This is a genomic window from Halobacteriovorax sp. BALOs_7 (genome assembly GCF_003612895.1).
Classification (GTDB): domain Bacteria; phylum Bdellovibrionota; class Bacteriovoracia; order Bacteriovoracales; family Bacteriovoracaceae; genus Halobacteriovorax_A; species Halobacteriovorax_A vibrionivorans.
In genome coordinates, this window is the sequence record NZ_CP027772.1 from 98,009 (window position 1) to 111,555 (window position 13,547).

General features: G+C 34.7%; 13 protein-coding genes. 9 read left to right on the forward strand and 4 right to left on the reverse strand.

Going from position 1 to position 13,547, the window contains the following annotated elements:
- Window positions 1–21 precede the first annotated feature (21 nt).
- From BALOs_RS00480 to ftsZ, 7 genes are all read left to right on the forward strand, one after another.
- On the forward strand, window positions 22–486 hold the full coding sequence (locus BALOs_RS00480) for a hypothetical protein (protein ID WP_114706083.1): 465 nt from the start codon (window positions 22–24) through the stop codon (window positions 484–486).
- Window positions 487–551: 65 nt separating this feature from the next.
- Entirely contained in the window at window positions 552–1,682 is a 1,131-nt protein-coding gene (ftsW, locus tag BALOs_RS00485; protein ID WP_114706084.1) for a putative lipid II flippase FtsW, read from the forward strand.
- A gap of 49 nt (window positions 1,683–1,731) precedes the next feature.
- Window positions 1,732–3,108, forward strand: a complete 1,377-nt coding sequence (gene murC / locus BALOs_RS00490; protein ID WP_120404001.1) for a UDP-N-acetylmuramate--L-alanine ligase — start codon at window positions 1,732–1,734, stop codon at window positions 3,106–3,108.
- Window positions 3,101–4,009, forward strand: coding sequence for a UDP-N-acetylmuramate dehydrogenase (gene murB, locus BALOs_RS00495; RefSeq protein ID WP_158536792.1), 909 nt, complete (start codon window positions 3,101–3,103; stop codon window positions 4,007–4,009). The genes murC and murB overlap by 8 nt, the downstream gene beginning before the upstream one ends.
- On the forward strand, window positions 4,009–4,746 hold the full coding sequence (locus tag BALOs_RS00500; RefSeq protein ID WP_114706087.1) for a hypothetical protein: 738 nt from the start codon (window positions 4,009–4,011) through the stop codon (window positions 4,744–4,746). Before murB ends, BALOs_RS00500 begins: the two co-directional genes overlap by 1 nt.
- 96 nt (window positions 4,747–4,842) lie before the next feature.
- Window positions 4,843–6,105, forward strand: a complete 1,263-nt coding sequence (gene ftsA, locus BALOs_RS00505) for a cell division protein FtsA (RefSeq protein ID WP_114706088.1) — start codon at window positions 4,843–4,845, stop codon at window positions 6,103–6,105.
- Between the two features lie 14 nt (window positions 6,106–6,119).
- Window positions 6,120–7,679: a cell division protein FtsZ gene (ftsZ, locus tag BALOs_RS00510; RefSeq protein WP_120404002.1), complete on the forward strand. Its 1,560-nt coding sequence runs from the start codon at window positions 6,120–6,122 to the stop codon at window positions 7,677–7,679.
- 82 nt (window positions 7,680–7,761) lie between these two features.
- Here the strand turns inward: ftsZ and BALOs_RS00515 are convergent, their stop codons facing one another.
- The 4 genes from BALOs_RS00515 to udk are packed head-to-tail and all read right to left on the reverse strand — an operon-like array spanning window position 7,762 to window position 10,946.
- The gene (locus tag BALOs_RS00515) at window positions 7,762–8,145 is read right to left on the reverse strand and encodes a hypothetical protein (RefSeq protein ID WP_114706090.1); all 384 of its coding nucleotides are present in this window, start codon (window positions 8,143–8,145) and stop codon (window positions 7,762–7,764) included.
- A gap of 9 nt (window positions 8,146–8,154) precedes the next feature.
- A complete protein-coding gene (locus BALOs_RS00520; RefSeq protein WP_114706091.1) occupies window positions 8,155–8,670 on the reverse strand; it encodes a hypothetical protein in 516 nt (171 codons plus the stop codon).
- Between the two features lie 18 nt (window positions 8,671–8,688).
- Window positions 8,689–10,296: a ribonuclease J gene (locus tag BALOs_RS00525; protein ID WP_120404004.1), complete on the reverse strand. Its 1,608-nt coding sequence runs from the start codon at window positions 10,294–10,296 to the stop codon at window positions 8,689–8,691.
- On the reverse strand, window positions 10,296–10,946 hold the full coding sequence (gene udk / locus BALOs_RS00530) for a uridine kinase (RefSeq protein WP_114706093.1): 651 nt from the start codon (window positions 10,944–10,946) through the stop codon (window positions 10,296–10,298). Before udk ends, BALOs_RS00525 begins: the two co-directional genes overlap by 1 nt.
- Window positions 10,947–11,060: 114 nt before the next feature.
- Between udk and BALOs_RS00535 the strand changes: the two genes are divergently transcribed.
- Both BALOs_RS00535 and BALOs_RS00540 read left to right on the forward strand, forming a co-directional pair.
- Window positions 11,061–12,581 (forward strand): ABC transporter substrate-binding protein, encoded by a 1,521-nt coding sequence (locus tag BALOs_RS00535; RefSeq protein WP_120404005.1) that lies wholly within the window; start codon window positions 11,061–11,063, stop codon window positions 12,579–12,581.
- On the forward strand, window positions 12,565–13,533 hold the full coding sequence (locus BALOs_RS00540) for a 50S ribosomal protein L11 methyltransferase (protein ID WP_114706095.1): 969 nt from the start codon (window positions 12,565–12,567) through the stop codon (window positions 13,531–13,533). Before BALOs_RS00535 ends, BALOs_RS00540 begins: the two co-directional genes overlap by 17 nt.
- Window positions 13,534–13,547: the final 14 nt, after the last annotated feature.

A 13,547-nucleotide genomic window follows, 5' to 3' on the forward strand; every position in this document is an offset into this window, starting at 1 on the left:
ACACAGGCATATGATGACTGCATGAAAGTTGTCTTATTCTTTATCTTCGTCAGTATTATTACCTCTCACATTAAGGCCAATGAGTTCACGCATGATTGTCGTGAAGTCGTTGAGAAACGTTTATCTAAAATGAATCAATACCGCTTTAGAAAGCAGTGTGAACAGATTACTTCTTCCTATCAGCTAAATTGTATTACCGATGTCTTGAATACGAGAAGGGCCATCAGTCTTGTTGAATTTAATGCGTGCACTTATGTGAAATCCTCTGTGGGACTTGAGGCCGTACGAGAGATTACAAGTTATTATAATTCACAGGTAAATAGCTTACATGTGACTCTTGCTGCGCTCGTTAAGAATAGAGGAGAGAAAGCATGTCTTTCACATATCGTACATCATGAAGGGATTACGCCACTTAATGTATATAATTGTTTTGAAAATCGAAAGATCGACTCTCTTCGTACTTTTGCTCAAATGTATATAAAGTAGGGTAACGCTGCACAGCTTCTTTATTTTCTAATGCATCGAATAGCAAATTCATATATGATAAATATATGAACTCATTGGAAAACACGGATCGTTTTGGCAAATTCTTCTTAATCATTACTTCAATTATTGTCGCATTTGGCGTGGTAATGGTTTATTCGTCATCGTATATGTTTTCAAAAGAAGTGTATGGAACAAGTTTACACTTTTTCTCAAGGCAAATTTTCTTCGCTCTTTTTGGAATAGGATTGGCATTTATCGTCTCTAAGACTAAATATCAATTTTGGTATAAATTTTCATTTCATCTCAATATTGTAATCGGTTTTCTACTTATATTAACTTTTATCCCTGGACTTGGTGTTATCGCTAAAGGTGCAAATCGCTGGATCAATATTGGAGTGGGATCACTTCAGCCCGGAGAATTTGCTAAATACTCAACTCTTATGCTTTCTCTCTTTTTCTTTGAAAGTTATGAAAAGCTAGATCTTAAAAACCGTTTAAAATTCGCTGCCAATATTTTCTTCGTTTTATTGCTTCTTATTTTACAACCAGACTTTGGAACATTCTTTATCTGCGCCTTAGGAATCGGTTTTACATGTTTCATTTCAAATTTTAATCGTAAATACTTTTATATCTTGGCCTCAGTCGGAACAGTTCTTTCCGGTCTTATTCTTATTGCGCAACCTTATCGAGTAAAAAGGTTAATGGCCTTTCTTGATCCTTGGGCAAACCCTAGGGGAAGTGGATTTCAGGTTATTCAGTCATGGATTGGTTTTGCCAATGGTGGCTTTTTCGGTAAAGGGATAGGAAATAGTTTAGAAAAATTATTCTTCTTACCAGAGGCGCATAACGATTTTATCTTTTCTGTCATTGGAGAAGAATTTGGTTTTCTAGGTGTTATCGCATTTGTTGGCCTTTTTATGGCCTTTACTCATTTCGGTTTCAGACTTGCTCTTTCATTAAAAGATGTCATTGCAAGAAAGATGGTAACTTCAATTGTTTTCATTATCTGTGTTCAAGCATGTCTAAATATGGGAGTTGTTCTTGGACTACTTCCAACAAAAGGTCTTAACCTTCCGTTTGTAAGTTATGGTGGATCATCACTTCTATCAAACTTAATTGCCATAGGTGTTATTTTCTCTTGTGTGTCACGTCAACACACTGATAATGCTCAAAAGCCGTTTTTTTCTCAACAATAGCTCATAGATAGGCTAAATTTATGAGAGAAATTATTTTAAAGGATTAGAAATGAATTTTAATATTCAAGATATCTCAGTTCATTTTATTGGGATTGGTGGTATCGGTATGAGTGGTATCGCTGAGATTTTACTTTCACTTGGTTACAAAGTAACAGGCTCTGATATTAGTGACTCGGCCAATGTTGTTCGTCTAAGAGATTTGGGAGCACAAGTTTATATTGGTCATAATAGAGAGAACATAACAGATGAAACGACAGTTGTTGTTTATTCTTCAGCGGTAAATGATACTAATCCAGAGATGCAACAGGCCCGTGAAAATCAGGTTCCAATTATGAGAAGGGCTGAAATGCTAGCAGAGCTCATGAGACTTAAGCGTGGAATTGCAATTGGTGGAACTCACGGGAAGACAACGACAACAAGTTTTCTTGCAACGATTCTACAAGCAAGTAACTATGAACCTACATATATTATCGGTGGAATTGTATCGAATCTTGCTGGTCATGCAAAAGTTGGTACAGGGGAATATCTTGTAGCAGAAGCAGATGAGTCTGACGGATCTTTTCTAATGCTTAATCCTATTATGTCAGTAGTTACGAATATTGATCTGGATCACATGGATCATTATGGAAGTGAAGACATTCTTATGGCAAGCTTTGAAGAATTCATTAACAAAGTTCCTTTTTATGGACTGTCATCTTTAAATGCAGATGATGATCGCTTAATGAGTCTTGTTCCATTTATTAAGAAACCAATTGTTACTTTTGGTATTAAAAATGAAGCTGATTATCAAGCAACTAATATAACAATGGATGGTCTAAGTTCAGAGTTTGATTTAATCGTAGGTCCTGAGAACTTAGGACGTATTAAAATTAATCTACCTGGAAAGCATAATATTTTGAATGCTCTAGGTGCAATTTCTATTGCTCATAAAATGGGTGTACCAGTTGAAATGATTCAGAGCTCGATTAGAAGCTTTGAGAATGTTGGGCGTCGTTTTCAGCTTCTTTATAAAAATGACAAAATTGAGATCTTGGATGATTACGGACATCACCCAACAGAGATCTCTTCCACACTTGGTACTTTAAAAGAGATTCGAGATCACAAAAAAATTGCAATTTTCGAACCACACCGTTTTTCGAGAACAAAAGATTGTTGGAATGAATTTCTACACTGCTTTAACGATGTTGACGAACTTTACATGTGTCCAATATATCCAGCAAGTGAAGAACCAATAGCAGGTATTACTTCAGAAAGATTAGTAGAGGATATCAATCGTCTACATCCAGGTCTTGCTAAGAATATAGAATTAAAAGATTTAGATTCAATTATTAAGTCGAATGAAAAAGCAACTATTATGACTCTTGGTGCTGGTTCAATTGGTCGTGTTATCAGAGAGTGGGTTCTTGATAATGACAGAAATGAATAATCTTAAGTTATTACTTAAAGACATTTCAGATATTGAAGTTGAAATCAGAAAGGATCTTTCTCGCTATTCAACGATGAAAGTAAAGTCCTTTGGTAATTTAATTACTATAAAAAGTGTTAACGCCTTAAAGTCTGTTGTTAAAAAATTAAGTGATAATGGTATGACTTATCATTTGCTTGGTTTAGGTGCGAATCAACTATTAAATGAAGAAATAAAGAGGCCAATAATTCATTTAGATTTTTCATATGATAAGACTATATTTGATTCATATCATGACTCTTATATTTTACCCGCATCTATAAAGCTTTCAACTCTAACTTCTCATGCTTCAAAATTTGGAAATAAACGTTGGGAAGTCATTACGGGAATCCCGGCCACTTTAGGGGGCGCTGTTTTTATGAATGCAGGAACAGGTCTGGGCTGGATAAATGAGATCGTAAAGCGCGTCTGGTATATTGATAAAGAAGGCACTGAGCATATCTATGAAGTAGATGAAAGTAGTTTCTCATACAGGCAGAATAATTTTTTAAGGCCAGGTGATGTTGTTTACCAGGTTGAATTAGTTAGTCATGGACAAGATCCGGAACTTGGGAAAAAAATTAGAGATTATTTATTGGTTAGAAATAAAACCCAACCTTTACGAGAAAAAACCTGTGGTAGTGTCTTTAAAAACATCACAAATAAAGAGCGAACTTGCACTGCGGGACGATTTGTTGATATACTAAATTTAAAGGGACTACAAGTTGGTGGTGTTAGAGTTAGCAATCTTCATGGAAATTTTATGGAAAATTTTAATGAGGCAAGCGCTTCTGATGTTAAAGAGCTGATAAAACTAGTCCAAGATGAATTACTACTCCAGTATGGATTAAGATTCGAACCAGAAGTCAGGATAGACAACTAATGAAAAAAGTATTTGGTATTATAACTTTCTTAATGATGAGCACGTCGATACTTGCGACATCACGTCCAATGGAGAAAATCAAATACAAAACGGCTTTTGGTAAATGTCCTTCTCGTGCAGCGGGAACCCTAACTCTTAAACTCGTAAAAGATTTCGAAAAAAATAGTTCATTACGAAGTATGAAGAACTTAATTGATCACGATAAGTTAAAAGAAAAACATTTCTTATCTGATTACACTATCAAGTACGATCCACTTCAAGGAATGCTAAATTTTATATACGAATGTCCATCTCCTCTTATGAAAGTACAAATTTATAAAGAGAATGGAATGGAATCTTACGAAGCGATTCTTGTTGAAAATGGTCAACTATTTGATCCAACTTATGAAATACTTCTAAGAACAGAAAAGAAGTTGAGTTACTCACTACCTTATCTCGCTATTCCAGTAGGAGAGATGGATAAGGACGTTCAAAGAAAAATAACGAAGATTGTCTCAGGACTTGATCTAGTATTTAGAAAACTAATTTCAGAAGTTATTGTTAGTGATAATAAAGAATTAACAATGATTTTATCGATTAAAGGCAAGCCATCAAGTGTCTTTATGGGTAAAGATGAATGGCCTCTAAAGGTTGATAAACTTACTCAGATTATTAGTTACATGAATAAGAAAAAGAAAGTTCCATCTGTAATTAATATTACAAATTCCAAAAAAGTTGTTGTCAAGTTCAACGACTAATCCTAAAATTTCATTATACACGGTAAAAATTGCCGTATTATTTCTTGAAAAAAAGCAGAATGATTCTGTAAGAAAAAACTAGAGAAAGGATTCTCAATGAAAGAAAAAAACATCGTAGTCGGTCTAGACGTAGGTACAACTAAAGTTTGTACAATTGTCGGAATTCAAAATAGCTCAAATACACAAACAACTATTTCTAATCCTTGTGAATTAGAAATCATTGGTATTGGTACACATCCAAGCCATGGCCTTAAAAAAGGTAGTGTTGTTAATATCGATAAAACAGTTCGCTCAATTCAAAACTCATTAGAAGAAGCGAGACTTATGGCCGGAGTTGATATCCATAGTGCTACTATTGGAATTGCTGGAAGCCATATTTATAGTTTCAATAGTTCAGGGGTCGTTGCTGTTAAGGGTAATGAAATCTCGGAAGATGATGTTGAAAGAGTATTAGAGGCTGCAAAGGCGGTCGTAATGCCAAGTGATCGTGAGATTATTCACGTTATCGCTCAAGAATACAAAGTAGATAATACAACAGGAATTAAAAACCCTATTGGAATGTGTGGTACTCGTTTAGAGGCACATGTACATATTGTTACGGGATCAATTTCATTAATTCAAAACCTTGTTAAATGTGTTGAGCATACAGGTGTTAAAGTTGAAAACGTAACACTTCAACCGATTGCTTCATCGGAATCAGTTCTTTCTCCTGAAGAAAGAGAAATGGGAACTCTTCTAGTTGATATTGGTGGTGGGACTACAGATCTTGCACTTTGGAAAGATGGTGCTCTTGTTCACACTCAGGTTATTCCAGTTGGTGGTAATCATTTTACTAATGACTTAGCGGTAGCCTTGAAAGTTCCTCACGCAGAAGCAGAAAGAATTAAAATTAATCATGGATCTGTTTTACCAGAACAAGTAAATCAGTCAGCGCATATTACAGTTCAAGGTATCTCTGGAACTAAACCACGTGAAGTTCAATTAAATACTGTGGCCAATGTTCTTGGTGCTAGAGCTGAAGAATTATTTGATCTAATTAAAAATATTATTAAAGAAAAGAACCTGGGCGAAGACATCAGTGGTGGTGTTGTTCTTACAGGTGGTGGTGCAATGATTAAGGGTATGCCAGAGATTGGTGAGTACCTTCTTGATCGTCCATTAAAAATTGGTTATCCAATCGCATTTGGCGGGATGACAAACATAATGCAAAATCCAAAGTTTTCAACAGTGCTTGGACTTCTTCTTGAAGCTACTAAAGGTAAAGAAGTGGATGCGGAAGTTGAAGAAGATATTAATCAAATCGATATTGTCGGAAAGTTATCCGGATCGATTAAATCAGTATTTAGAGAAATTTTTTAAATAAGGGGGAACTTATGTTCGAAATTTCTGATAACAATGAATTAAAATTAACTGAAGGCGCGAAGATTCGCGTAGTTGGTGTCGGTGGCGGTGGATGTAATGCCGTAAACACTATGATCAAGGCCGGACTTACTGGTGTTGAGTATATTGTTGCCAACACAGATTCGCAGGCTTTATCTGTAAACCTTGCACCAACAAAAGTTCAACTTGGAGTTGAATTAACAAAAGGTCTAGGTGCTGGTGCAAATCCAGAAGTTGGTCGCAAAGCTGCTCTTGATGAGTATGAAATGTTAAGCCAAGTACTAGAAGGTTCAGATATGGTTTTCATTACTGCTGGTATGGGTGGTGGAACAGGTACTGGTGCAGCACCTGTTATTGCAAAACTAGCAAGAGAGCTTGGAGCTTTAACTGTTGGTGTTGTAACTAAGCCATTTATCTTTGAAGGTAGAAAGAGAATGAGACATGCCAAAACTGGTATTCAAACTCTTGAGGAAAATGTTGATTCTCTAATCACAATTCCAAATCAAAGACTTCTTCAATTAGCAGGTGAGAGTTTATCTCTTGTTGAGACTTTCATGAAAGCAGATGAAGTACTACTTAATGCGGTTAGAGGTATCTCTGACTTAATTAATACAACAGGACATATTAATGCTGACTTTGCAGACGTATCAACTGTTATGTCTAATAAAGGTTTAGCACTAATGGGAACAGGGCTTTGTTCTGGACCAGATAGAGCAATTAAAGCTGCTAACGAAGCAATTTCTTCACCACTTCTAGAAGATATTTCAATCGATGGTGCAACTGGAATTATTATCAATATTACTGGTGGTTCTGGAATGACTATGCATGAAGTAAATGAAGCAGCTACTTTAATTATGGAAGCAGCTGATGAAGATGCTGAAGTTATCTTTGGATCAGTTGTAGATGAAGAATTAGAAGACGATATCAAGGTTACTGTAATTGCTACAGGTCTTGGTGGTGAAGACTCATCAACTAGAGTTGCTCCTCAACAAGAAATGAGAAGACCTGTTCAAACAGAAGCTCCACAAGCATTTGCTAAGCCAATAGTTGAAGAGAGAACTGTTGAAGTAAAACAAGAGCAGAAAGTCGAGCAACCTATTGAGCACAGAACTGAAACAATTTCTCGTCCAGCTTACTATGAATCAACTCCACAACAAGATGAAAATCTTGATGCAATGAGAGAGATTCAAATGGAAGCACAACGTGAATCAGTTAACTACGAAACTCAACAAGTTGAAGAAAAACAACAATTGAGATCGAATGGGTTTGATGGAGATACAACTGATACTTCAAGTCGTCCAAGCTTAACAGATTCAATTCGTGAGGCAGCTTCTCAATATGAAGCTTCAAAATCAGAAGTTGATCCTTGGGCAAATGAAAAAGCATTAACTGGTAATAACTCAAATGTTGAAAAATCAGAGCGTCCTAAGTCAATTGCTGAGAAATTGGGATTTATTAACTTTGATGAAGAAGAACTAGATACTCCATCTTATTTAAGAAAAGATGAAGGTCAAAATACATCAAATGAAACTTTTCGCCAATTAGAGCGATAGGATTCCCCCGAGTATATTGATGGCAACATCAAAAAAAGGGCCCTGAAAAGGGCCCTTTCTTTTTTCTATATATTATATTTCTTTAAGATACTAGTTTTGCGATATTTGATTTAAAGGCATCGATTAGCTCGGCCGTATCTATTTTAAAGTCTTCTGGAAGTTTTATTAGTAGTTTTGAGTTATCGTGAGGAATATTTCTAAGGACTAGTCGAAAGCTTCCTTCCCAGTCTTGCCAGCTAAGTTCATATTGCCAACGAGCAAATTGTCCAGAACCAAACTTTTGCTCACGCTTTTGAGGATCAAGAGAGTCAATTGTGTAAGATACTTTTTGTTTAAGTCCAGATGCTGTGAGTTCTTTCTCGCATTCACGAATAACTCTATCGTACTTGGCATCGAAAATAACCTCAGGTTTATTTTCTTCAATGATTTGATTAATTTGACCTCTAAGAATCTCCATGTCTGTCATAATTACCTCTTACTTTTCGAGCTGTAGCCTTTCTCTTAAATCCAGCTCTCTTTCTTTTTGAACATATAACTGTACGTATGTTTCAATAAGATCATTTGTGACATCAATCTTATATTCACATAGTATGAATGTAGGAATTTTATCATCCTTCCAAACTTTTTTCTTAAAGTTATAAATGTAGACACCTTTTTCCGGGGTCTCGCTTGTCGTTCTTTCATTTGTTATGGGGATCCAGTCGCTTGCAGAATATGTGTCGAAGTGCTCACGGCAAAGGTGTAGAGACTCAACATTAAAATAATCGTTTTCAACAAGTTCTTTTTCACAAATACTACATAGTCCCAAGATTCTTTCTTTGGTTTTGTTTTTTTCAAGCATCTGACTTATCTTATTTGTAATATCACCATCTTTTTCTTCTTCATTCTGAAAGTCTCTTTTAAATACTAAATATGCAAAGAAGCCAATAAAGGCAAGTAAGGCCAATACGATGATTGTTAACAACGCTATAATGATGATTGAATTATCCATAATAATATTCTAGATGACTTAACAAATATGAACAATGGCCAGAGGCCTATATCCTAGAATATTTTGAAAATACCGACGTGTCGCAATCCTGATTTTCTCTGATCGTTGATCGAGAGTGCCTTTTTCTTGATAGATGTTAAAGCATAATTCTTTAAGTTGGTTAAGTTGATCTTCTTCGTATGGTATTCCAAGTGCCGTGATATGAACTCTTCCGCTTGCTTTCTTTATACTGTTATTAGCAATTGAAATAAAGACAGAGCCTAGGGTTGCCATCTTTCTTCTTTCTGAGATTTTTTCGCGCTCGATTTCAATTCGATTACCATGAATTAATATTGGTGGTACTTCTTCAGTTTTATTAAGTTTAACTTCTCCATTTGCAAATATCGTTACAACATCACGATTAGCAATCTCAAGAGCTTTAGATTTTGGAAGAATCGTATTTAAAAATTCAATATGCTTTCTTATAAAATAAGTTTCACCGTGAATGGGGATTGCGATCGTTGGCAGATATGCTTCGTAAACGTCTTTTAAGTCTTCTTTTCCAGGGTGACCAGAGGCGTGAATTAAACCATTGGCATTAGTGATAACTTCTGCACCAGAACTTGTTAGTTCGTTATAAAGAAATGCAAGTTTCTTTTCATTTCCAGGAATTGCTTTTGAACTGAAAATGAATGTATCTTTTTCATTCACTTTAAAAAACTTATCGTTACCACTTGAGATTCGTTTAACAGTACCTCTAAACTCACCTTGGCTACCTGAGCAGATTATAATCTGTTTCTTTGAGAGGTCTTGTACGCTTTCTACTTCTCTAATAAGTCCATGATCATCAAATATCTCACATTCACTAGCAATTCGAGTGTATTTTAATAATGATCGGCCATAAGTGATAACTTTAAGATTCTGTTCTTTGGCGATATCAAATATTGTTTGAATACGATGAATGTTTGAAGCAAAGCAGGTGATAAAGACTCTTCCTGGCGCATCTTTTATAAACTTAGAAAGATCGCTTTTTAACTCAGATTCTGAAGTCGTTCTTAAGGTTGAGCTCGTTATATTTGTAGAATCAAGCATTGAAATTCTATTGGTATACTTTCTTGCTAGTGATTTCATTTGCTCGAGATCAATAGGACCTTCGTATGGGCAGTTGAAGTCACTTTTAAAATCAGAAATAAAAAGAATGCCAGTATCGATCTCTTTTATTCCCAGATGTAGTCCTTTTGTATTTGGAATAGAGTGATTTACGTGGACTGCATTTATTTCTATTTTATCAATAATTAATGTGTCATCTAAACGATGGATTTTTTTTGAGAGATCGAGATAATTTAACTTATCTTCAATCAATTCTTTGGCAAATTTTGGTGCGTGTATTTGGGCCTCAGGAAATTTTTCTATATAGTGAGAAATCGCACCAATGTGATCCTCGTGTCCATGTGAAATAATAATATTTGAAATTTTTAATTTTACGTCAGAGAGATCAGGGATTAAATAATTAATGTCAAAGCAATCTTCTGAAGGAAAGAGGATTCCTGCATCAATGATGATATTTGTTTCTTCATAAGATATCAGAGTTGCATTTGATCCAATTTGTCCAACACCACCAAGTGGAGAGATTGTTAATTTTGACATTAATTGCCTTTTGTCGAATTTAGTAAAAGTTCAAACTCTTTATTTTGATCAATAAATTGTAAGAGGCGTGCAGATAAGATCTCTGATGCAACATCAGTTTCTTCACCGACTATAAAGTCAGCATGTTGTCGTTGAGGTGCGAGAAACTTTTCATACATTGGCCTAACACTATCGTAGTATTGATTAATAACACTTTCAAGGCTTCGGCCACGTTCCGCTACATCTCGGTTAAGACGACGTGTGAATCTTATATCTGCTTCAACATGTAGAAAGCACTTTATATCTAATTGATCGCGAATGATTTGATTGAAAAGTGTGAAGATACCCTCAAATAAAATAACGGGAGTAGGTGTTAATGTAGTTGTTTTATCAAGTCTTCGACTTGTTTTAAAATCATAGTTTGGAACTTCAATTGATTGTCCTTCTTTTAGTTGGACAATGTGTTCTTGTAAAAGATCCCAATCAAAAGCTTTGGGATGGTCGTAATTTGGACGCCCTGATTTTGTATAATACTCTTTTGGTTGTTCTGGTAAGTAATATGAGTCCATAGATAACATGGACACTTTTTCTTGAGGAAGTTTTGAAATAACTTTAGAGGCAAACGTTGTTTTACCCGAGCCTGATCCGCCTGTGATCCCAATTAGCTTCATAGATTACCTTTTGAATAATGTTTTCAGTAACTTAACACGGATTTATTTCACATCAAATAAAAGAGGTGATAATCTTATAATAATTACATTTCATGCTAGTTTGAGGAATAATTAATGCCAAGATATCTGCTAATATCCCTATTTTTTATCGTAACTTCAATAGTTTACGCAGACCCATTGAAGATCGCTATTTCCTCTTCTCCAAATAGTTTAAGCCCATTTTTTTCTACTGATGCAAATTCGCAAAACATTAATCGCCTGGTTAATGGTTCATTGATAGATTTTGATATTAATATGAAGCCAATTTGCCAGCTTTGTGAAAGTTACGAAGAATTTAGAACAATCGATAGTTATAAGATCCGTTTTAAGCTCAAGGAAAATATTTATTTCTCAAATGGTGAGAAAATAACGGCAAGAAGTGTTAAGCAATCTCATTACTACTTCACTGAGACTGAAAAAATTAAATCGATATTTCGATTTGCTTTTTCAAATATTACAGAAGTTAAGATTTTAGATAAATATACATTTGAATTAATATACAAATCATATGGCCTTGATCATTTACCAAATCTTGTGCTTTTTAAGATAATACAGATACCTAATTATAAAACCTTAGACCAGGTTGAAATAAACGATATCGTAGGTGCAGGTGATTATCGAATTACCGATATTAAACCACTTCAAATAGACTTAAAGTCGAATATAGAAGGACGCCAAGACTTAAGCTTTGTGGTTGTTAAAGACGAAACAACACTTGCTCTTAAATTAGTAAAGGGTGAAATTGACTTATCTGTATCAAATATTTCACCACGTAAGGTTAATTATTTAATCAATAAAGGTAGTGTGAAGGTTAAAAAGGTTCTAGGTACAGATTATAATTATATTGGTCTAAATCAGCGCAAAGAACAATTACAAAATCTTAAGGTTAGAAAGGCATTAAGCCATTTAATACCTCGTGAAAAGATTATTAAGTATAAGTTTAAAAACTACGCAGTCGCTTCAAATGGTTTATTTGCTAAGTCTTTTGAGAAGTTCTATTTAGATTCTCCTGTTGATAATTATGACCCGGCCAAAGCTAAGTCTTTGTTTATTGAAGCAGGTTATAAGCATAAAAATGGTTTCTGGTATAATGGTGATGGTAAGAAGTTTAAGATTACTTTTAAAACGAGTAGTAATAAGTTTCAACAAGAGTTAGTTACAATTATTAGAAATGAATTCGTCGACTTTGGAATTGATATCCAAATTGTTCCTCAAGAATGGGGGACATTCCTTAGAGGAATAAAACGTGGTGAATACGATCTCTACCTTGGACGTTGGGTCGGATTTACTGGTCAAGATATGCTTAAATTTGCTTTTCACTCTGAAAATATGGCACCGAAAGGGGCAAATCGTGTTTTCTTTGATAATAAAGAGTTCGATAGTTTAATTGCTCAAGCGGAAGATACTATTAATAAAAGCAAAGAAATTGAAATTTATAAGAAAGCAAATTCTGTCGTTAATAGAGAATACCCTTATATAAGTTTATGGCATCCAGACGTTATTTGGGTCATGAATAAGTGTATTCATCTCGATCAGGTATATCCAAACGGAAACTTTCTAGTTCTAAAGGAAATTAAAAATGTCTGTAAAAACTGAAGTTTTTAAAATTGTGACAATTGAGTTTAAAACAAGTTCTCAATGTGAGGAAGTCAACAAAATCGCTCTAAATGATTTCGAAGTTGATGGGATTGAAGAATTCTCAATGGAAGAAGAGAGAGTAGATGAGATTCTAGGGGAAAGAGCATACTCTGGTGGTGATGTACCTGAATCAGTAATTGATGAAGTCGTAGATATTTCTGCAAATGAAGATGTGAAAAAGTTTAATTACTTCTTTTTCCAAGGTGACATCTCTAGAGCAGAGGAATTTGCAAAAGCTCTAGATCAAATGGACCTTTCTTATGAAATAAAAGAAGAAGAATATTCAGATTGGAATGAAGTTTGGAAAAAGCACTATGCACCGATTGAAGTTACAGATGAGTTGAGTGTCATTCCAGAGTGGTTTAAGGAAGATGATTATAAAACAAATGATAACAATATTTATATAATCCCTGGGATGGGATTTGGTACTGGTGAGCATGAGACAACATATTTATGCTTAAAGCACTATATGGCCGTGAAAGATGATTTTAAAGATAAGGATCTTTGCCTTGATTTTGGTTGTGGTTCAGGGATCTTGGGTATAGGTGCAGTTAAAAAGAATAATATGTTGGTGGACTTTGTCGATATTGATCCAGCGGCCCTCGATAATTGTCATGAAAATTTAAAATTAAATCTCGTAGAAGATCGGTTAAATGGACATCGCCTTATTGCAAGAAAACGTTTTAGTGTAGATGATAAATATAAGTTAGTTTTTGCTAATATTTTAAAACATGTCTTGTTGTCTGAGAAAGATCTCCTTCTGGAGTCTCTTGATGATGGAGCTTATCTAATCTTATCTGGAATTTTAAACGAACAAGTTGATGATATTCTTGAAGAGTACAAGAGCTTGAAAAAAATTGATGTACTTTCTAAAGGGGATTGGTCTGCCATCTTAATGAAAAAAGATTAATCTCAAATATAAAG

Coding starts and splice junctions, on each gene's coding strand:
- BALOs_RS00480 (WP_114706083.1), top strand. CDS start 22: ATGAAAGTTGTCTTATTCTTTATCTTCGTCAGTATTATTACCTCTCAC.
- ftsW (WP_114706084.1), top strand. CDS start 552: ATGAACTCATTGGAAAACACGGATCGTTTTGGCAAATTCTTCTTAATC.
- murC (WP_120404001.1), top strand. CDS start 1,732: ATGAATTTTAATATTCAAGATATCTCAGTTCATTTTATTGGGATTGGT.
- murB (WP_158536792.1), top strand. CDS start 3,101: ATGAATAATCTTAAGTTATTACTTAAAGACATTTCAGATATTGAAGTT.
- BALOs_RS00500 (WP_114706087.1), top strand. CDS start 4,009: ATGAAAAAAGTATTTGGTATTATAACTTTCTTAATGATGAGCACGTCG.
- ftsA (WP_114706088.1), top strand. CDS start 4,843: ATGAAAGAAAAAAACATCGTAGTCGGTCTAGACGTAGGTACAACTAAA.
- ftsZ (WP_120404002.1), top strand. CDS start 6,120: ATGTTCGAAATTTCTGATAACAATGAATTAAAATTAACTGAAGGCGCG.
- BALOs_RS00515 (WP_114706090.1), bottom strand. CDS start 8,145: ATGACAGACATGGAGATTCTTAGAGGTCAAATTAATCAAATCATTGAA.
- BALOs_RS00520 (WP_114706091.1), bottom strand. CDS start 8,670: ATGGATAATTCAATCATCATTATAGCGTTGTTAACAATCATCGTATTG.
- BALOs_RS00525 (WP_120404004.1), bottom strand. CDS start 10,296: ATGTCAAAATTAACAATCTCTCCACTTGGTGGTGTTGGACAAATTGGA.
- udk (WP_114706093.1), bottom strand. CDS start 10,946: ATGAAGCTAATTGGGATCACAGGCGGATCAGGCTCGGGTAAAACAACG.
- BALOs_RS00535 (WP_120404005.1), top strand. CDS start 11,061: ATGCCAAGATATCTGCTAATATCCCTATTTTTTATCGTAACTTCAATA.
- BALOs_RS00540 (WP_114706095.1), top strand. CDS start 12,565: ATGTCTGTAAAAACTGAAGTTTTTAAAATTGTGACAATTGAGTTTAAA.